This is a genomic window from Streptomyces sp. NPDC021093 (assembly GCF_044333135.1).
GTDB lineage: Bacteria > Actinomycetota > Actinomycetes > Streptomycetales > Streptomycetaceae > Streptomyces.
Window position 1 is genome coordinate 229694 of record NZ_JBIRQJ010000014.1, and the last position, 18158, is coordinate 247851.

General features: G+C 73.5%; 16 protein-coding genes. 3 read left to right on the forward strand and 13 right to left on the reverse strand.

Annotation, left to right across the window (positions count from 1 at the left end):
- Positions 1-11 precede the first annotated feature (11 nt).
- From ACH4SP_RS36225 to ACH4SP_RS36240, 4 genes are all read right to left on the reverse strand, one after another.
- Positions 12-272: a hypothetical protein gene (locus ACH4SP_RS36225; protein ID WP_398421569.1), complete on the reverse strand. Its 261-nt coding sequence runs from the start codon at positions 270-272 to the stop codon at positions 12-14.
- Positions 269-3790 carry an SAV_2336 N-terminal domain-related protein gene (locus tag ACH4SP_RS36230; protein WP_398421571.1) on the reverse strand — a complete coding sequence of 1174 codons (3522 nt, stop codon included), beginning with the start codon at positions 3788-3790 and terminating at the stop codon, positions 269-271. The genes ACH4SP_RS36225 and ACH4SP_RS36230 overlap by 4 nt, the downstream gene beginning before the upstream one ends.
- Before the next feature lie 4 nt (positions 3791-3794).
- Entirely contained in the window at positions 3795-4856 is a 1062-nt protein-coding gene (locus ACH4SP_RS36235) for an AAA family ATPase (RefSeq protein WP_398421573.1), read from the reverse strand.
- A 217-nt stretch (positions 4857-5073) separates the two neighbouring features.
- Positions 5074-7053, reverse strand: coding sequence for a trypsin-like peptidase domain-containing protein (locus ACH4SP_RS36240; RefSeq protein ID WP_398421575.1), 1980 nt, complete (start codon positions 7051-7053; stop codon positions 5074-5076).
- A gap of 194 nt (positions 7054-7247) precedes the next feature.
- Here ACH4SP_RS36240 and ACH4SP_RS36245 point away from each other — a divergent pair, with 194 nt between their 5' ends.
- Positions 7248-7433, forward strand: coding sequence for a DUF6104 family protein (locus ACH4SP_RS36245; protein WP_007266501.1), 186 nt, complete (start codon positions 7248-7250; stop codon positions 7431-7433).
- 64 nt (positions 7434-7497) lie between these two features.
- Here the strand turns inward: ACH4SP_RS36245 and ACH4SP_RS36250 are convergent, their stop codons facing one another.
- Positions 7498-8349, reverse strand: a complete 852-nt coding sequence (locus ACH4SP_RS36250) for a hypothetical protein (protein ID WP_398421577.1) — start codon at positions 8347-8349, stop codon at positions 7498-7500.
- A gap of 192 nt (positions 8350-8541) precedes the next feature.
- Here ACH4SP_RS36250 and ACH4SP_RS36255 point away from each other — a divergent pair, with 192 nt between their 5' ends.
- Together ACH4SP_RS36255 and ACH4SP_RS36260 are read left to right on the forward strand one after the other, a co-directional pair.
- Complete coding sequence (locus ACH4SP_RS36255; RefSeq protein ID WP_398421579.1) at positions 8542-9519, forward strand: DUF4097 family beta strand repeat-containing protein; 978 nt, start codon at positions 8542-8544, stop codon at positions 9517-9519.
- Position 9520: 1 nt separating this feature from the next.
- Positions 9521-10618: a helix-turn-helix transcriptional regulator gene (locus ACH4SP_RS36260; RefSeq protein ID WP_398421581.1), complete on the forward strand. Its 1098-nt coding sequence runs from the start codon at positions 9521-9523 to the stop codon at positions 10616-10618.
- A gap of 83 nt (positions 10619-10701) precedes the next feature.
- Here ACH4SP_RS36260 and ACH4SP_RS36265 read toward each other — a convergent pair whose 3' ends face one another.
- The 8 genes from ACH4SP_RS36265 to ACH4SP_RS36300 all read right to left on the reverse strand — a co-directional run bounded on the left by ACH4SP_RS36265 (position 10702) and on the right by ACH4SP_RS36300 (position 18115).
- Positions 10702-11436 (reverse strand): N-acyl homoserine lactonase family protein, encoded by a 735-nt coding sequence (locus ACH4SP_RS36265; protein WP_398421582.1) that lies wholly within the window; start codon positions 11434-11436, stop codon positions 10702-10704.
- Between the two features lie 367 nt (positions 11437-11803).
- Positions 11804-12361, reverse strand: coding sequence for a hypothetical protein (locus ACH4SP_RS36270; protein WP_398421584.1), 558 nt, complete (start codon positions 12359-12361; stop codon positions 11804-11806).
- Positions 12362-12463: 102 nt separating this feature from the next.
- A complete protein-coding gene (locus ACH4SP_RS36275) occupies positions 12464-13024 on the reverse strand; it encodes a Clp protease N-terminal domain-containing protein (RefSeq protein ID WP_398421715.1) in 561 nt (186 codons plus the stop codon).
- Entirely contained in the window at positions 13024-13233 is a 210-nt protein-coding gene (locus ACH4SP_RS36280; RefSeq protein WP_398421586.1) for a helix-turn-helix domain-containing protein, read from the reverse strand. Before ACH4SP_RS36280 ends, ACH4SP_RS36275 begins: the two co-directional genes overlap by 1 nt.
- Before the next feature lie 126 nt (positions 13234-13359).
- Positions 13360-13752, reverse strand: coding sequence for an ASCH domain-containing protein (locus ACH4SP_RS36285; protein WP_398421587.1), 393 nt, complete (start codon positions 13750-13752; stop codon positions 13360-13362).
- Positions 13753-13807: 55 nt separating this feature from the next.
- Positions 13808-15265, reverse strand: coding sequence for a glycoside hydrolase family 5 protein (locus ACH4SP_RS36290; protein WP_398421589.1), 1458 nt, complete (start codon positions 15263-15265; stop codon positions 13808-13810).
- 63 nt (positions 15266-15328) lie between these two features.
- Complete coding sequence (locus tag ACH4SP_RS36295; RefSeq protein WP_398421591.1) at positions 15329-16294, reverse strand: zinc-binding dehydrogenase; 966 nt, start codon at positions 16292-16294, stop codon at positions 15329-15331.
- A gap of 63 nt (positions 16295-16357) precedes the next feature.
- Positions 16358-18115, reverse strand: a complete 1758-nt coding sequence (locus ACH4SP_RS36300; protein ID WP_398421593.1) for a protein kinase — start codon at positions 18113-18115, stop codon at positions 16358-16360.
- Between the last annotated feature and the right edge of the window lie 43 nt (positions 18116-18158).

Here is an 18158-nt window from a genome sequence, read left to right on the forward strand (position 1 = left end):
CATACACCTTTTCAGCCATGCGCCGCGCCTTCACGGGACGGCCCGTCCTCGCAGTACAGCGCGTCCTCGTACTCGTAGTACGGCCCGTCCTCGTAGTACGGCCCGTCCTCGTAGTACGGCGCGTCCTCGTAGTACGCGACGGTCCGCTCGCCGCGTGCCTCCCTCGCGCACAGTTCGGCGAGTACGGCGGCGAGCGCGGGGTGCGCGACGGGCGCGCCGGGGGCGGGCCTGGCGAGAACCGGCAGCGGCCCCGTCCCGCAGTCGGGCGTCACGCCGGACCGCCCTGCGGGTCCAGCCGCCGGACGGCCTCCTGCGCCTCGGCGGCCCCGGGGGATCCCTGCTTCCCCAGCTCCGCGTACAGCCGCATCGCCGCCCGGTACTCGGCGAGCGCGCGGGCGGAGCCCGCCGTGCGTTCCAGGACCTTGGCGCGCAGCCGCCTGGCGTCGGCCTCGACCTCGGGGAGGCCCGCCTCGCCCGCGTTCTCGGCGGCCCGCCGGTAGTAGTCGGCCGCGTCGTTCCAGCGGGCCGCCGACCGGCCGCGCCCGGCCTGCTCCTCGGCGACCTTCGCCCTCAGCTGCCAGCTGCCCGCCGCGATTTCGGTCCCCTCGCTGCTGCGGGCCGCCGCGCCCAGCATCCAGTCGGCCTCGTGCAGGTCGGACTGGCCCTCGCGGGCCAGGTAGCGGGTGAGGAGCGCATGGCCGAGTGCCATCCGGCGGGCGGGCATCTCGGGGTCGCCCTCGGCGGTGTTGTCGACGGCCGCGCGCATCATCCGTACCGCGTCGTCCCACTCCTCGGCCTGGATGAGTGCCTCGCCGAGCGACTCCAGTGCGTACGGGGAGAACTCGCCGTTCCGTTCGAGCCCGGCGAGCGAGGACCACCAGGCGTCGATCTCCTCGTCGAGGTAGACGCGGTCGCCGGTACGCGCGTAGGCGTCGGCGAGCGCCCAGGCGAGCTGCTGGAGGACCAGGGTGCGCAGGGCGCGGTCGTCGCCGGTGAGGGCGAGGGCCCGGCGCAGCACGGTGAGGCGTTCGGCCTCGGCCTCGGGCACGCCCTCCTGGTACGCGCGGAGTGCGAAGTCGAGACCGAGGCAGGCGTGGACGAGACGGCGGTCGAGACCGGCCGGCGCCGACGGGGACGCCGGTGGCTCCGCCGGGGCCGCCGGATCCGCGGCGCTCCGTACGTGCTCGCTGCCGGGCACCGGAACGGACACGGCGGAGTCCTCGACGGCGTCCTCCCCGAAGTCCTCGGCGAACACGGACCCCTCGTCCGCCGGACCGCGGTCGCCGCCCCGCTCCCGGTCGAGCCCGGCGACCAGCCTCCGGTACGCCTCGACCGCCCGGCCCGCCCGCTGCCGCCCGGACTCCAACTGGTCCGGGCGCGGCTCCCAGTGGACCTCGCCCCGCCCCAGCAGGTGCATGGCGCTGTCGAGGAGGAGGCTCGCGGCGTACTCCGCGCTCTCCGTCGTGTCCACGTGGTTCCAGGTCAGCGCGACGTCGACGGCGTCTTCGAGGACCCGGGCCGTCCACCGTCCCGGCCCGCCGTACTCGTCCTCCAGCAGGCCCGCGAAGGCCGGGTCGGCGCCCCAGGACGCCATCACGCGCAGGGTGTCGAGCAGCTCCGCGTACGTACTGTCCGCGGCGTGCTCCCGCTCGGGCTCGGCCTCCCGCAGACAGCGCACGGCCTGCCGGTACAGGGCGACCAGGACCCGCTGCACGGGGTGGCTGCCCCGCTCCTGCTCCCGTACGAAGTCGGGCAGCGCCGCCGCGTCCAGTCCGGCCGCCGCCACCTCCGAGGCGACGGCCAGCAGGGCGGCGTGCCACCGCACCAGCAGCTCGGTGCCCAGGGAGCCCGCCTCGGCCCTGGCGAACGCCTCCAGCGCCCCCCGCAGGTCCTCCACGGTGCGCCTGGCCTCCCAGCGCAGGTGCAGCGCGGCGCCGTACTGCGCCCAGAGGTCGCCGGGCGCCGGGGCCCCCGCGAGGGCGGTCCGCAGCAGGGAGATGGCTTCGTCGAGGTCGCGGGAGACGTGCCGGGTGACATAGCTGCCCAGCAACTCCCGGGCGCGTTCGGCGAGTTGTCCGAGGCTCCCGCCGGTGGCGGTCACCTCGGCCGGTGCGACCGGCACCGTCTGACCGAACCGGCGCAGCACGTCGGCGGACACGCGGGCGAAGGCGCGCAGCCCGTCGTCCTCGATGGCGCCCGGGCGGCCCTGCGGGGCCTCGCCGGCCTCGCCGGCCAGGTACGCGGCCGCCAGGGCGGGGAAGTTGCGGGCCGTGCGCCCGTAGCGGGACTCCAGGTAGGCGGAGCAGTGCTTGAGGACCAGGTGTGCGTCGCTGACCGCGATCTGCTCCAGCAGTTCCGCGCGCACGCCGTCGATGAACTCGTACCCGATCAGGTCCCCCACGTCGCCGCCGCGCCGCAGCAGTCCGCCGAGCATGACCTCGGCGAGGACCTCGGGCCCGCTGTCGGGGAGCATGGCGCGCTGGACGAGCTGCATGACGGGCAGGACGAGCGGGGCGGCGGCCAGGTAGACCGCGAGCCGGGCGGCGTCGGGGGACGCGGACCTGCGGTAGGCGCGCACCCGGTCGGCCGGGGACACCACCCGGTCGGTGCGGCGCGGGGCGGCGGACGCGGGGTGCTCGGCGCGCACCCATCCCGCGACGGTGTGCAGGCTCTGCCCGGTCGCCCCGGAGACGAGCCGCACCCACGCGCGCAGCGGCCCGGGGCGGGGCGCCAGGACGGGTACGGGGAGGGCGCCGGGACCGGGTGACGTACCCACCGACGGGTGGAAGGCGAGCCGCCCAGCAGGGCCCTCACCACGCACCAACTCGCCCTGTATCGCGGGCAGATGGGTGCGCCGCCACATGCGCTGCGGCAGCGGCTGGACGACGGCGACCGGTGCGGTGGCCGCCCAGCCGTGCAGCAGCCGCTGCATCTTGCCCGAGCGCCACAGGGGTCCCGCGCAGTCGCTCAGGACGAGGGTGAGGCGGCGCCCCGTGGGGTCGCGGAGTTCCTCGGCCCGGTGCAGCGGGGCGCCGGGGGCGGCGGACAGGGCGACGGCCGCGTCCCCGTCCGCGTTCTCCCGTACGTAGTGGATGCGGACCTCCCGGAACGCACCCGAGCGTTCGCAGATCTGCCGCAGCTCCTGGAGGGTCTCCTCCCACACCACCATCGAGGTGGACACGTCCATCACGAACTGCACTCGGGCGGCCCGCCGCCTGCTGCCGCGCAGCACGGGCACCACGATGCCGGTGTCGGCGGCCCGGTCGGCGGTGGCCTGCTCGTCGAGGGCGTCGGGGCCCGCGGCGGTGCGGGTGGGCGCGCGGTAGCCGCGCAGCGGTCGTAACGCCCTTTGCAGGGCGAGTGGTTCGGGCAGTGCGGCGGCGGTCGGCACCCGCACCCGGCCGCCCGGCGCCTCCGCGGCGGCTCCCTGGTCCTCGCCTTCGGCGCCGCGGCCGGGTCCCGGGCCCGACACGGCCAGCTCGGCGGTGAGGGCGGCGGGCAGCCGGATGCCGCGCGGCGGGGTGGTGTCGGGGAAGCGCTTCGTACGGTCCGCGGGCGGCCGGAGTCCCGGCGGGCGCTGCTCCGTCGGCGCCGGGCCGCCCTGTTCCGGCACCCGTTCGGGATGCACCGCGGGCGCCCAGCGGGCCAGCCACAGCGCGTCGGCGAGCTCGTCGGGGTGCGGGTCGATGCCGAGCTCGTGCAGACCGGCGACGAGTGACGTCAACTGGGCGGTGCTGGCACCGGAGTTGATGTGGTCGCCGTCGGCGAGGACGTGGCGTCGGCCGGCCATGGCGTCAGCGCTGCCCGTGCTCGGCGGCGGGCCGCAGCAGCAGCTTGCCGAGGCCCTGCTGCTGGGCGTTGCGGGTGAGGTAGATGGCGTTCAACAGCTGGTCGGTGGGCCGCAGTTCACCCCCGGGGTCCTCGGTGAAGAGGTCGACGAGGTCCTGGTGGGTCTCGTCGGCGCGCTCCCCGAAGTGGGCCTGGACCATGGCGGCGAGGCGTTCGCCGCGCGCCGGGTCGAGGTGGACGTGGATGCAGCGGCGCAGCAGCGGGGCGGGGAACTCCCGCTCCCCGTTGCTGGTCATGACGATCACCGGGAAGGCGTGGCAGCGCACCTGCCCGCCGGTCACCGGCACCCGCCGCCCGTCGTCGCTGAGGACGTCGACCGTGTGCTGTCCCGGCCGGTCGGCGATCCGCTCCAGCTCGGGGATGTCGAACTCGCCCTCCTCCACGACGTTGAGCAGGTCGTTGGGCAGGTCGATGTCGCTCTTGTCGAGCTCGTCGATGAGCAGGACACGGGGACGGAGGGTGGGCAGCAGGGCGGTACCGAGCGGCCCGAGGCGTACGTAGCGGCCGATGTCGGTGCTGTTGTCGCGGCTGCTGTCGTCACGCCCGGCGGGCCGCTCGTCCGGCCCCGCGGCCTGCCGGGCCTCCTGCCTGCCGTACAGCTGCGCGTCCTGGAGCCGGCCGATCGCGTCGTAGGTGTAGAGCCCGTCCTTCAGTTCCGTACGGCTGACGACCGGCCACTGCAGCACCCGGCCCAGGCCCAGCTCGTACGCGATCTCGTGGGCGAGGGTGCTCTTGCCGGTGCCGGGGTCGCCGGTGACGAGCAGCGGCCGCCTCAAGTAGAGGGCGGCGTTGATGAGTTGGAGCGAGGTGGGGTCCTGTGCGGAGAGTGCCGTACGGTCGCCGAGCCGCCGGGTCGACGCGGCGTCCAGCGGCGGTGCGTCGGCGACCGTGCCGGTGAGCGGCGCTCCGTCGAAGCGGCGCCAGCGCGGCGGTTTCGGGAGGCTGTCGATGCGGCCGGGGGCGGGGTCCCCCTTGCCCTGGTAGATCAGCCACTCGTGGACACTCATGGCATGCTCCTCGTCGTCGGTCGGTCGTGGCGTGCCGTGGCCTGACCGACGGGGGCAGTCGGTGCCCGCAACGGGCCCCTGAGAATGTACCCAACTCCCCCGCGCGGACAGGCTGGTTCCGGCCATCGTGGCCGGGCGAACAGAGTGACGCGGGATGCCCCGGGAGCGCGCGTGACGGCCTGCGCGACGGCATTCGGACCTGCGTTCGCGACGTCATTCATGACGGAGAGTCGTACGGGTCCGTGTCGCCCGGCACCGGTCGCCGCGGGTCGTCGTACAGCAGGGCGAAGCCCCCGGCGGGGTGCGGCTGGTCGGCCGCGCTGATGGCCGCCCTGATCCGCCGCAGCCGGTCCGGGAGTTCGGCGGCGCCGTCGGCGCGGGCGAGTTCGGCCACGGTGAAGGCGTGCAGCACGTCGCAGGACTCCCGGCAGCGCACCCCGGCGTGCCCTTCGATGTGCCACAGCGCAATGCCGTGACCTGCGGCGATGGCGTCGCCCAGCGCCCGTGCGCCGATCTTGTCGCGGGCGCCCCGGCACAGCACCGGTATCTCCCCGTCGGCGAACGAGGCGAGCAGGCCCTTGGTGAGGACTCCGCCGCGCGGCGGGGTGCGCCGGGCGACGAGCCGGGGCGCGGCGTGGGTGGCGTCCCAGCGGGCGGTCCACACGTCGTTCGGCACCCCGAGCCGTTCCAGCTGACGGACCACGACCGGGCGGCGCACCCCCAGGAGCTCCTTGAGCTCGCGCTCGTGGAAGTTGGCCTTTTCATTGACCTGCCAGTGGTGCACGGCGTGGTCGAACTCCCCGAGATCCATGGCGATTTCGAGTGCCGCGGGCCACGTGTCCACGTCGACCAGGGAGAACAGGTCGGCGAGCGGCGCGCCGACCTCGTGGATGAGGTCGGCCGCGGGCACGGCGTGCCCGTCGTCCACCGGGAAGCCGTCGCTGTCGCCCATCCGCAGCGTCCAGTCGTAGCTGGCCCCCTCGCCCTCAAGGCGCAGCAGCTCCAGGACGACCACCGGCCGGTCGTCGTCGGGCCCCGGGTAGCGGCGCGGCCCGCCGTCGTCGGCCCGCGGCAGCACCGCGGCGGGCAGCGGCTCGGGCTCGCGCAGCCCCGCCCCGGCCGCCGCCCCGCCCCTGCGCTGCTCGATCCACTCGGCGAGTTCCCTGCTGCCGAGCCCCTGGGAGGCGGCGAGGCGCTGTACGTCGTCGAGGTAGCGCAGGAAGAACTCGGCGCGCTGCGGGGTGGCCCCGTCGTACAGCTCGCCGTGCCCGTCGCGCCAGGCGACCGGCGCCGCCACCGGGTCGCCGACCCGGTACCTGGGCAGGGCGATCCGGGCCAGGGTGATGACGGCGTACGGGCTGGGCGGCGGGGGCAGCGCGGCGAGCAGGCCGAGCGCGGTGCGCCGGTCCTCCGGCGTCCACCTGCCGCTGCCGTACGCTCCGCCGGCGCCGGGCAGTACGGACTGGCGGCCGATCCAGTCGTCACCGGCCGACGACCAGCGGCGCTCGTGCCACTTGTCGTGCTCGCGGACGATCTCCTGGTAGAGCTCGCCGAACTGGCGCAGCGCCGTGATCGCGACGGACAGCCCGCCGGACAGGTCGTCGGGGCGGCGCGACTTGGTGACGCCGACGACGGCGCCGCCCGCCGGGTCGAGGACCGGTCCGCCGGAGAGACCGGGCAGGATGCGCACCTCGCTCTCGTCGAAGCGGCGCCCGTACGGTGCCCCTTCGTGCACCCGCACCCGGGTCTCCGCCGCCCAGGGCCGCCCGGCGCCCTCGCCCGCCTCGCCCTCGGGCACGTACCCGTGGACGGTGCGCAGGCTGCCGACGGGCTGCTCGCCCCAGTCGGCGAGCCACACGCACTCGTGGCGGACGCCGGGCGTTTCGAGGCGGACCACGGCGAGGTCGAGGCCGGGCGGGACGGGCCCGCCCGCGGAGAGGTCCCAGAGCGAGGCGGCCAGCCGGGCGCGGACCGGCCGCCCGTCGTGGAGGCCGTCGCCGCGCACCAGGAAGACGGTGTCCTGCTTGTCCCGCAGGGGGCCGCGCAGGACGTGCGCACAGGTGACGATCAGCCCGGGGGCGACGAAGAAGCCGCTGCCCCACATGCGCGGGGGCACCGGTCCTTCCGGGCCTTCCGCGGTGAAGTGGACGGTGGCCGCGGCGGCGAGGTCGGCCAGCCACTGGCTCGACTCAGGCATCGCGGATGCCGCCGTTCATGCTGTGACCCCCCGTGGTCGCCCAACTGCCGTGCTGGCGCAGTGTCTTTCGCCCCTGCTCCTCTAGGACTGCGACGAGGCTACCGGTCCGTCCGGTTGCACGGCAGCCCCGGGAATCGGGCAGATCAGGACGGGGACGGCACCGGGTGCCCCGTCGTCCGTTTTATTCTTGACCCATGTACTTCACTGACCGTGGCATCGAAGAGCTGGAGAAGCGGCGCGGCGAGGAGGAGGTCACCTTCGAGTGGCTCGCCGAGCAGCTGCGTACGTTCGTGGATCTCAACCCGGACTTCGAGGTCCCGGTGGAGCGGCTGGCGACGTGGCTGGCGCGGCTGGACGACGAGGACGAGGACGACGAGTAGGACGCGCTGATCGACCAGCAGTGCCCGTAGTACGCGCTGATCGACCAGCAGTGCCCGCCGGACCTCACCCCCGGGCGCGCATCCTGTCGTACGTCAGGCCCAGCGCGCCCTGGGTGACCAGCAGTCCGCCCGCGACCGCCCACCCGGCGGCGGAGCGCCGCAGCCCCCAGACCAACAGGGGTACGCCCAGGCCCAGTTGGACCGCCCCGACGAGCCGCGCCTTGGGACCCCGTACCCAGGAACCGAACGGGCTGTGGTCCATCACGTCCAGCTCGGCGCGGAGCGCGTCGCGCCAGCCCGACCACTCCACGGCTTCCGCCCCCACCCCCGAGCGGGCCACTTCGCGCAGCCGGTCGGCGCTCTCGCCGGGGGTGAGTCCGGGCGGCAGTTCGAGCCCGGCCCGGTGCAGCAGGGCGACCAGGCCAACCAGCCGGGCCCTGGCGTCCGTGTCCGTGTCGGGCCCCGCCAGCTCCTCCAACCGCTCCATGTCGTGCACGGGGTCGAGCGCGAGCCGCGCCGCGAAGGTGCGCATCGCCTCGTCCTCGCCGACGGGGGTGCCGTCGGCCAGCCACTCGTAGCCGACGGTCCGCCGGAATCCGGCGGCGAGGGTGTATCCGGCGTGGTCCTGGTCCCACCAGAGGGCGAGCACCGGCCAGCTGGCGCCGACCGCGAGGGCGGTCGCCCAGCCCGCGAGGACCCGGTCGACGGGTTCGTACGCGCTCCCCTGCGCCAGCCAGGGCTTGCCCTCGGGAACGAGGACGCTCCAGCCGTCGCCCGCCGGGGCGAGCAGCATCCGCTCGCGCAGCAGGTGGGCCGCGGGGCGCACGTCGTCGACCGGGGCCCGGCAGAGCAGCAGGGCCCCGGTGGCGTGCGCGGGCTGCGCGGAGTGCGCGGACGAAGACACCGGGTGCGACATAACGCCCACGCTAGGTCAATTCACCGGCATCCACCTCCCGCACCCCCGCACTCCTTATCTTGACTTCACCCAACCGCGATATATCGTGTTGAACAGAAGACGCGATATGTTGCGTCCCCGGGGAAGACCGGCTGAAGACCGACCGGCGACCGACCTGAGACCGACTGAAGACTGGCTGGGGAAGGAATCACCATGACCGAGTGGTCCGTCACCGAACCGCAGAAACTCACCTTCGACGCGCCCGTGACCGCGCTGAGCGTGCGCATCGTCAACGGCACCGTCAATGTCGTCGGCACGGACGGGCTCTCCGACGGGGAACCGACCGCGCGCCTCGAAGTGACCGAGCTGGACGGCCCGCCGCTGGTCGTCACGCACAAGGACGGCACGCTCACCGTCACGTACGAGGACCTGCCCTGGCACGGCTTCCTCAAGATGCTCGACCGGCGCAGCTGGAACCGCTCGGCGGCCGTCACGCTCACCGTCCCCGCGGGGGCGAAGGTCGACGTGGGCGTGGTCGGCGCCAACGCGGTGGTCACGGGGATCCGGGAGCGCACGGAGGTGCGCGGGGTCACCGGCGAGACCACTCTGGTCGGCCTGTCCGGGCGGGTGAAGGCGGAGACGGTCTCCGGCAACGTCGAGGCCCACACCCTCACCGGCGACCTGCAGTTCAAGTCGGTGACGGGCGACCTGACGGTCATCGACGGCGCGGGTTCCTCCGTCCGGGCGGACTCGGTCAACGGCGCGCTGCTCATCGACGTCGACACCGCGCACAGCGGCCCCGCCGACATCGACCTGACGACGGTCACCGGCGAGATCGCGATCCGCCTCCCGCACCCCGCCGACGCGAAGGTGGAGGCGAACACCACCAGCGGGTCGGTCTCCAACGCGTTCGAGGACCTGCGGGTATCCGGCCAGTGGGGGCAGAAGAAGATCACGGGCACGCTGGGCACGGGCGCGGGCAAGCTGCGCGCGACGACGGTCTCCGGCGCGATCGCGCTGCTGCGCCGGCCGCCGCTCGACGAAGGGCTGCTGGACGACGCACCGATCGACAACACCCCGGGTGACGCCCCCGGCGACACCCCCGGCGCCCCCACCGACTCGCCCTCCGGCGCCCCCTCCGACACTCCCGGCGACACCCCCGGCGACGCTCCTTCCGGAAAGGTCCTCTGACATGCCTCCCGTCTTCGCCCACGGCCGACTCCGCCTCTACCTCCTCAAGCTGCTGGACGAGGCGCCGCGCCACGGCTACGAGGTGATCCGCCTCCTGGAGGAGCGCTTCGAGGGCCTGTACGCGCCGTCCGCCGGCACCGTCTACCCGCGCCTGGCCAAGCTGGAGGCCGAGGGCCTCGTCACGCACGCCACCGAGGGCGGCCGCAAGGTGTACTCGATCACCGAGGCGGGCCGCGAGGAACTGGCGGGCCGGGGCGGCGAGTTGGCCGACCTGGAGCTGGAGATCCGCGAGTCGGTCTCCGAGCTGGCCGCCGAGATCCGGGACGACGTACGGGGCGCGGCCGGCGACCTGCGCCGCGAGATGCGCGCCCAGGCCGCGGACTCGAAGGAGCCCTCCGCCGACTCGAAGGGCGACCGGGGCGCCCCCTGGGGCGACAAGGAGGCCTGGCGCACCGCGAAGGAGGAGATGCGCAAGGCCCGCCAGGAGTGGAAGGAGCAGGCCCGCCGCGCGAAGGACGAGAGCCGCCGGGCCCGCGAGGACGCCCAGGAGGCCCGCCGCCAGGCGAAGGAGACCGCCGAGCGGGCCCACGAGCAGATGCAGCAGGCGGCCCGCCGGGTGGAGGAGCAGGTCCGCGAGCACGTGGCGCGCGGCGACTGGCCCTCCGCCGTACGGGAAGGACTCGCCGAGATCGAGAAGGAGTTCAGCCGCAGCTGGGGCAAGGACTTCGGCCGCTTCGGCCGCCCGCACGAGGCACCCGACATCAAGGTCGAGCGGGCGGACAAGGCACCGGCCGGGGACGCGTGGGAGGAAGCGGTACGGGATCACCCCGCCCGCGAGGACGCACGCCCGAACCCGGCCGGGCAGACCACGGACGCACCCCCGAAGGAGTCCCTCCCGGACTGGGCGTTCGAGGACGCGAAGCCCGGCTCCGACCCGGCCCGCGACCTGGACCGCCTCCTCGACCGCTTCCGCGACGACATCCGCGACGCGGCCCGCGACCACGGCGTCTCCTCGGCCCAACTCACCGACGCCCGCGCCCGGTTGGCGTCGACGGCGGCACACATCGACGGGCTGCTGCGGGGCCGTCCGAAGGGATAACCGCTGCGGAGGGGGTGTCGGGGGCCGCGGCACGGACCCCCGACACCCCCTCCCCCCTTGGGGTCGGCGCACAGTGCCCTGCCTCATTCCGTTACGGGTGGCGCAGCAGTCGCGGCGCCGAGGAGGCCCGCTGCGGCCGGGTCGTGCGCGGCGAGCACGACGAGCCCCGGGTACCGCACCGAAAGCTGGGCGACGTACCGCGTCGAGGCCTGGAGACCCGCCTTGTCGCCGACACCTGGAACGTGCCCCTTCGCGAGGAGGTCGACGTCGTACGTCAGGTCGCCGACGAACAGCAGAGGGGTCATGCCGTCCTGCCGCACCAGCATGGAGAGGGACCCGGGCGTGTGTCCCGGAGTGGGGATCACCGTCAGCGAGCCGTCCTCGAACAGGTCCAACTCCCCTTCTTCCAACGGCTTCCAGCGGAGTCCGGGCAGGAAGATGTGCTTCTTCAGGTAGCCGCGCGCCTCGGCGAACCCATCGCGCGCAGTGGCGAGCTCGGAAGCCGCGACGACGATTTCAGCCTGTCCGAGTTCGGCGAGGCCACCGATGTGATCCTGGTGGAGGTGTGAGATCACGACGGTCCGCACATCGGCGATGTCGTACCCGATACTCGCGAGTTTCGCGCTCAGCGTGTCGTCGGCGCCGATGGCGAACCGGGCAAGGCGCGAGTACATGAAGCCTGCCGCCCCGCCGGGGAAGTACGCGGGGTCCGTGACAGAAGCACGGTCCTGCCCCGTGTCGAACAGGACCAGACCCGCTTCGTGTTCGACGACGTAGACGTTGATCGGTCGCGGCTGCGTCCAGCGGCGGGAGGTCATCAGCCACCACAGGGTTGGGGTTCCGGTGCGCGCAACGTGCTCTGGACGGATCCTGACGGTGCCGGTACTCGCTACGGAGACTCGCCTTATGGGGCACATGCGGCAACGCTAAATTCCCTCACATGTGCCCGCAAGCCGTAGCCGCAGGCGTGTGTTTTCGGCGAATGACTGAAGGGGGCCTTGCAGTTGTGGCAGGACCCCCTGTCACCAGCGAGCCGGCCACCGAGCGCCGCCACCTCCAGCACGAACGCCGCCCGGTGCGGAGCGAAGCCGTTGCGGGGCGCGACTACCCGTACAGCCGTGCGGGAGCCCCGCTACCCCGTTCCGTCTTCGTTCCAGCAGGGGGCAACCCCTCGCGCCTCCAGTGCTAAGCGCACTGCCACAGGAACCTCCCCTCCTTCCCGTCGGGCGACAGGAAGGCGTATCCGATCCCGGTGTCCCCGAAGTCGACCTCGAAGGGCAGCGCGGTCGAATCGAGCTGGGCCACCAGCTCCCAGCCCTCCCCCGGCACTTCCTCGCCCTGCAGCCAGCGCGGCTCCACCCCCGGCCCGCCCAGGAACTGCCAGCACTCCTCGTCGGGGTCCGGCTCCCCGAGCACCGGCAGGTGGTCCGCCCCGGCGGTCGGGCCCGCCGCCAGCTCCCGCACCCCGGCCACGAAGTCCGGCACCCGGCCGCCCGGCTGGACGATCAGCGCGTTCTCCCCGCCGTCCGGCTCGAAGGTGTCCTCCCCGCTCCCTGCCATGAAGAGGTAGGCGAGCGCGCCGTCCCGTACGGCGAACTGCCCGATGAACTCCATCGGTTCGCCGGATTCCTTCGAAAGGGGCCACTGCGCCTCCTCCCCCCGCCACACCGGCTGCCCGCCCACCTTGGTGACCGGCTCGGTCACGGGGCCCTCGGCGGGCACGAATTCAACAGGCGCGGGCACGGACACGGGATCCTCCGGGGCAGACGGAAAACGGGCGGGCGTTGCCGAAAACCCTAGCCCCCGGGTCCGACAACACCCGCCCACCAGCTCCCGCTTCAGCCTCTACTTGACTCCGCCGAACATCGCCCGCTCGACCTCGCCGTACCCCGCCCCGTACTCCCCGAGCACGTCCGAGACCACGCCGGGCCGGGCCGTCAGCGCCAGCAGCAGGTGTTCGTCGCCGATGTGATGGTCGCCGCGTCCGATCGCCACCCGGAGCGACTGTTCGATGGCCTTCTTCGCGCCGGACGCGAACGGCCGGTGCCCCTTCAGCAGGCCCCGCCTGAACCGGCCGCTCTTGCGCCCGCCCAGCGCGCCCTCCCCGTGCGTCTCCTCGACCTTCGCGACGATGGCGTCGACGTCGATTCCCATGTCGGCGAGCGCGGACGCCTCCGCCTTCGACATCCCGCCGCGCCGACGCGCGTCCGCGAGGGAGGCGGCGACCGCGTCCCGCTGCCGGTCGATGCCGAGCGCGGCGAAGGCGAACGAGGCGCGACCGCCCTCGGTGTCCATCAGTGCCAGCAGCAGGTGCTCCTCGGTGACCTGCTCCGCGTCCAGCCGTTCCGCGTGGGTGACCGCTCCGATCACCACGCCCCGTGCGCTCTCCGTGAACCGTTCGAACATCATCGACCTCCATGCTTCTTGTGCACGGCCTGCTTGCTGACGCCCAACTCGGCAGCGATTTCCTGCCACGACCAGCCCTGGTTGCGGGCACCCCGCACCTGTACGGCCTCCAGCTGCTCAAGCAGTCGCCGCAGAGCGGCCACCGCGCGCAGTCCGACCCGTGGATCTCGGTCTCCCGCCCTGGCGGCGAGATCGGTTGCTTCGGTCATGCTTGTCAATTTACGTTGACAGCACCCCTCCGTCAACCCCTGTTGACGATCGGGGTCGGGCGCGGGTGCGTCCCGTGGGGTGGGCCGTGGGGTGGGCCGTGGCGCGGGCCGTGGGGCGCGCGGGCCTCAGTCGGCCAGTCGGAAGCTCAGGCAGACGATCAGGGTGCGGGGCCCCACCTGGACTCCCTGGGCGCCCCAGTACCGGGCGTGCCCCTCGCGCCAGTGATCGGCGGACCGGAACCCCTCACCCTCGCTGTCGGCGAACTCCCGGCCCACCTCGCCGAACGGTCGGATCTCGACCCCGGTGACGACGATGTCGACCAACCGGTCCCCGGCGTTGTCGACCACGACCAACCGCTCGCCGACGTGCTCAAGCTCCTCGCCCTCGGCCCGGTACTCGTCGTGGAGGCCGGCGGTACCGCGCTTCTTCCCCGCCACCACGAGCGCGTTGAGCTCGTCCCGGAAGTCGCCCGGCGTCCCGAACTCCATCACCCGCAGTCCGTCGATTCGTGGCCACATGGTGGACCAGGCTAGGGCCTGACCGGCGCGCGGAGGAGTGTCACGCAGCAACGCCCTACCGCTTCCGCACCGTCACCGAGACCTCCGCCCCCGGCACCGCACGCACCCGCACCTTCGCCGCCTTCCCGGCCGCCACCTCCCGCGTCCCGGTCCACGCCCGGCCGCTCACGCTCACCCGCCACCCCTTCGCGCTCGGCGGCAGCGACACCTCGCTCACTCCTCCGCCGCGCCAACTCGCCTCGTAGGCAAGGGAGTAGCGCCCGGCGACCGCGTCGTACGACTCGTTCCGCACCCGCCCCGCCACCGCCGCCGCGTAGGGCGCCGCCGTCTGCTGCTTGTTCCCGCGGAGTTCGCCCGCCGCGTCCACCGCGCAGTAGCCACCCCCGTAGCACCACACGTAGCCCGCCCACCCGGAGCCGTAGCGCGCCATCGAGGCCAGCGCGTCCCGGTAGAAACTCCCCATGTTCGGGAGGTCGTTGTTGAGCGGGCCCCACTCGCCGACCACGACCGGCACCCCGTACCGCTTCGGATACTGCGTGACGGCCGCCTCGTACGCCTCGATCCAGCCGGCCCCCGGGTCGTAGTCCGCGCCCGCCTCCATCCCCGCGTTGTAGAAGTGCGGTGCGTAGACGACCTTCCGCTTCGGGTCCTTGATCCTCCCGAGACCCGTCGGCACTCCCTCGCCCACGATGGGGGTCGGCTCGACGAAGAGCCAGTTGTCCCGGTCGACCGAACGGACCGCCGCCGCAAGCCGGTTGTGCATCGGGGTGATCTGGTCGCGCTCGATACGGCGGGCGGCCGTCGGCAGGTCCTCGCCGTCCTTCAGTTCGCCCATCGGCTCGTTGATGAAGTCGTACCCGAAGACCGCCGGGTGGTCCTCGAACCGGTCGGCGAGCAGCCGCCACACGGCGGCCTGGGCGCGCCGCAGGTCCTCGTCCTCGTAGAGGTGCGTGAAGGCGCGCTGCACGGCGGGCTGGAAGTACTCGGAGAACCAGTCGTCCGGCTGAGGGGTGAAGGGAAGCCCGTCCGTCCGCGTCGCCCATTCCGGGATGCCGCGGTGTCCGAAGGCGGGCCCGAAGACGTCCTGGTGGCCGTCGAGCAGCACCTTCACGCCGTACTTCCGCGCCCAGTCCAGGATGCGTTCGATCTTGCGCAGGTACTGCTCGCTGTACCGCCCGCGCTCGGCCTCCAGGTCGTCCCAGAAGATCAGCAGGCGGGCGAAGTTGAAGCCCTTCGCGCTCATGTCGCGGAAGTGCTTCTCGGTGATGGCGGAGAGGGCCGCGTCCCCGCGGTTGGTCTTGTCCTCGACGTTCCAGCCGCGCAGCGTGAGGACGCGGCCGTGGTCGTCGGTCAGCTTCGGGATGCTCCAGGGCCCGGGAGCCGGACCGAGACCGGTAGCCGGACCGGGACCGGGATCCTGTGCCGCGTACGCGGCGGGGGCGGCGATGCCCCCGCCCGCGAGCAGCGCCCCGCAGGCCAGACCGACGACGACTCTTCCGTACGTGCTGCGCATGGGGGCACTCCTCCGGCATCACAAGTCAGGTGCCGGAGATCAAAACAGCGCCCCCCTGGACTCTCAAGACCCGGTGAGCACAATCTTTCCGAAGAGGTCCCCGCCCGCCATCCGCTCGAAGCCCTCCCGGGCCCGGTCCAGCGGCAGTACGCCGTCGATCACCGGCCGTACGCCCGTCGCCGCGCAGAACGCCAGCAGGTCGGTCAGCTCGTCCTTGGAACCCATCGTCGAGCCGACGACCTTCAGCTCCAGGAAGAAGATCCGGTTGAGCTCGGCGGAGGCGGGGCTCGGGCCGCTCGTCGCCCCCGAGATCACCAGAGTCCCGCCGGGGCGCAGGGACTTGACCGAGTGCGACCAGGTCGCCGCGCCCACCGTCTCGATCACGGCGTCCACCCGCTCCGGCAGCCGCGCCCCCGCCTCGTACGCCTCCACCGCCCCCAGCTCGACGGCCCGCTTCCGCTTGGCCTCGTCGCGGCTGGTGGCGTACATCCGCAGCCCGGCCGCCCTGCCGAGCACGATCGCGGCGGTGGCGACGCCGCCGCCCGCACCCTGCACGAGGACCGCGTCCCCCGGCCGTACGCCCGCGTTGGTGAACAGCATCCGGTACGCGGTCAGCCACGCGGTCGGCAGACAGGCCGCCTCCTCGAAGCTGAGCTCCTTGGGCTTGGGCAGCACGTTCCAGAGCGGCACCGTCACGCGCTCCGCGAACGTCCCCTGGTACTTCTCGGTGAGGATCGACCGCTTCTCGTGCGGTCCGACGCCGTGCCCGGTCTCGCCGATCACCGAATGCAGCACGACCTCGTTGCCGTCGGCGTCGATGCCCGCCGCGTCGCAGCCGAGGATCATCGGCAGCGCGTCGCCCCCGATGCCCACCCCGCGCAGCGACCACAGGTCGTGGTGGTTGAGCGATGCGGCCTTCACCGTCACGGTGGTCCACCCGGGCCGGACCTCCGGCTCCGGGCGCTCCCCCAGCTCAAGGCCGTTCAGCGGCTGGTCACGGTCGATGCGGGCTGCGTATGCGGCGAACATGGCCCGACCATAGGCCGCACCGGCCACGTGACGGAACAGCTCCGGGGTGTGACCCGCACCGCGTCACGCCCCTGCGCCTCCGTGCCACCCCGGTCCCGCCAGCGTCTGCCAGCCCCTGGTGATCTGGTCCCGTACGTCGCCACCGCCCGCCGCCAGCAATTCCACGAGCGCCGCACCGTCCGCCGGGCGCCCGGCCGGATCGGCGGTCAACGCCCGCGCGACCACGGCCGCCAGCCCCGGATCCAGCGCCTGTACGGCCGCCAGCGAGGCGGGCTCGGGGCCGGTGTCCACGATCCGCCGGATCACCGCGCCCGTGCTCGTCGCGTGGAACGGGCTCGCCCCGTGCGCCGCGCACACCACGCAGCACGCCCAGGCCCACACGTCCGCGGCCGTCCCGACGGGCTCGTCCCCGAACTGCTCGGGCGCCATGTACGTCAGCGTCCCCGGCCCGCCGCCGGTACGGGTGAGCCTCGTGCCGTCCACCAGGGCCGCGATGCCGAAGTCCAGCAGGCGCGGCCCGGCGCTGGTCAGCATGATGTTCGCGGGCTTCAGATCCCGGTGCACAAGCCCGAGCCTGTGCACCCCGGACAGCGCGGTGCCCAGCGCGAGCGCGAGCGCCCGCAGCGCCTGGGCCGACCCGATCGGCCCCTGCTCCCGCAGATGGACGTCGAGCGGCCGCCCGTCCAGCAACTCCATTGCCAGGTAGGGCCGTCCGGAGTCGACCCCCGCGTCGAGCACCCGCGCGGTGTACGCGCCTGGCACCATGGCCAGCACCTCCGACTCGCGCTCGAACCGCTTCAACAGCTCGGCGTGGTCGAGGAGTTCGGGGTGGATGGTCTTCAGGGCCACCTGGGTTGCGGACCCCTCGCGCCGGGCGAGGTAGACCGTACCCATACCGCCCGAGCCGATCCGGCCGATGAGGTGGTATCCGGCGATCGTACGGGGCTCGTTGGGGTGGAGCTCCTGGTACGGGACGGAGGAGGCGGGCGCGGAGTTCACCGGCTGGGTCGGCACGTACGGGGCGGGCCGCCCCAGCGCGGGGGCGGACACCGGCGGCTCGGCCTGCGCCGACGCGGTCGACGCGTACGGGTTCGGCACCGGCGGCCGGGCCGGAGTCGCGTTCGCCGACGCGGTCGACGCGTACGGGTCCGCCGCCCCCGGCGCGACGGACGGCGCGGGCCCGAACGCCCCCGCGGGTCCAGGGACCGGTGCCTGAACCGGGATGCCCAGCACCCGCCTGCTGACCAGCGCCGCCACGATCTGGCACACCAGCGCCGCCACCACCAGCCCGAACGGCGCGATCAGCCCGACCAGCAGGCGCAGCGCGAGGGAGGCGGCGAGGCGCGGGCCGACCGCGCGCAGGCCCCGTACCGGCCCGTCCGGGGACGGCACCCCGACCACCCGCACGTTGCGCTGGGTCAGAAACCACAGCAACAGCCACAGGAACAGCACCGGCCCGGCGACGCTGAAGAACGCGATGCGCGCGGGCACGAACGCCAGGGCGAAGGCACTCTGGAGTTCGTCGACGTCGGGCAGGTAGATCCCGCTCGACAGCAGCGCGAAGCCGGGCACGCTCTCGGAGCTCGTCCACACCATCAGGCCGAACGCGCACACGAACCCCAGCAGCAGGTCCCGCGCCACGGACGCCGGAGGCGCCGAGAGCTTCACCCGGCCCGCGCGGATCTCCGGCTCCTGCGCCCGCACCTCGCGTTGCAGCCGGACCAGCTGCTTCAGCGAGGCCAGCCGTACCACCAGCGCGGGCACGGCCACCCCGACGAGCCCCCATGCCAGTACCAGCCCGGACGTGTCCAACTCCGCCATGTGTCCCCCGTGTCTCGCATGTACGCCCGTCGGCCGAGCAGTG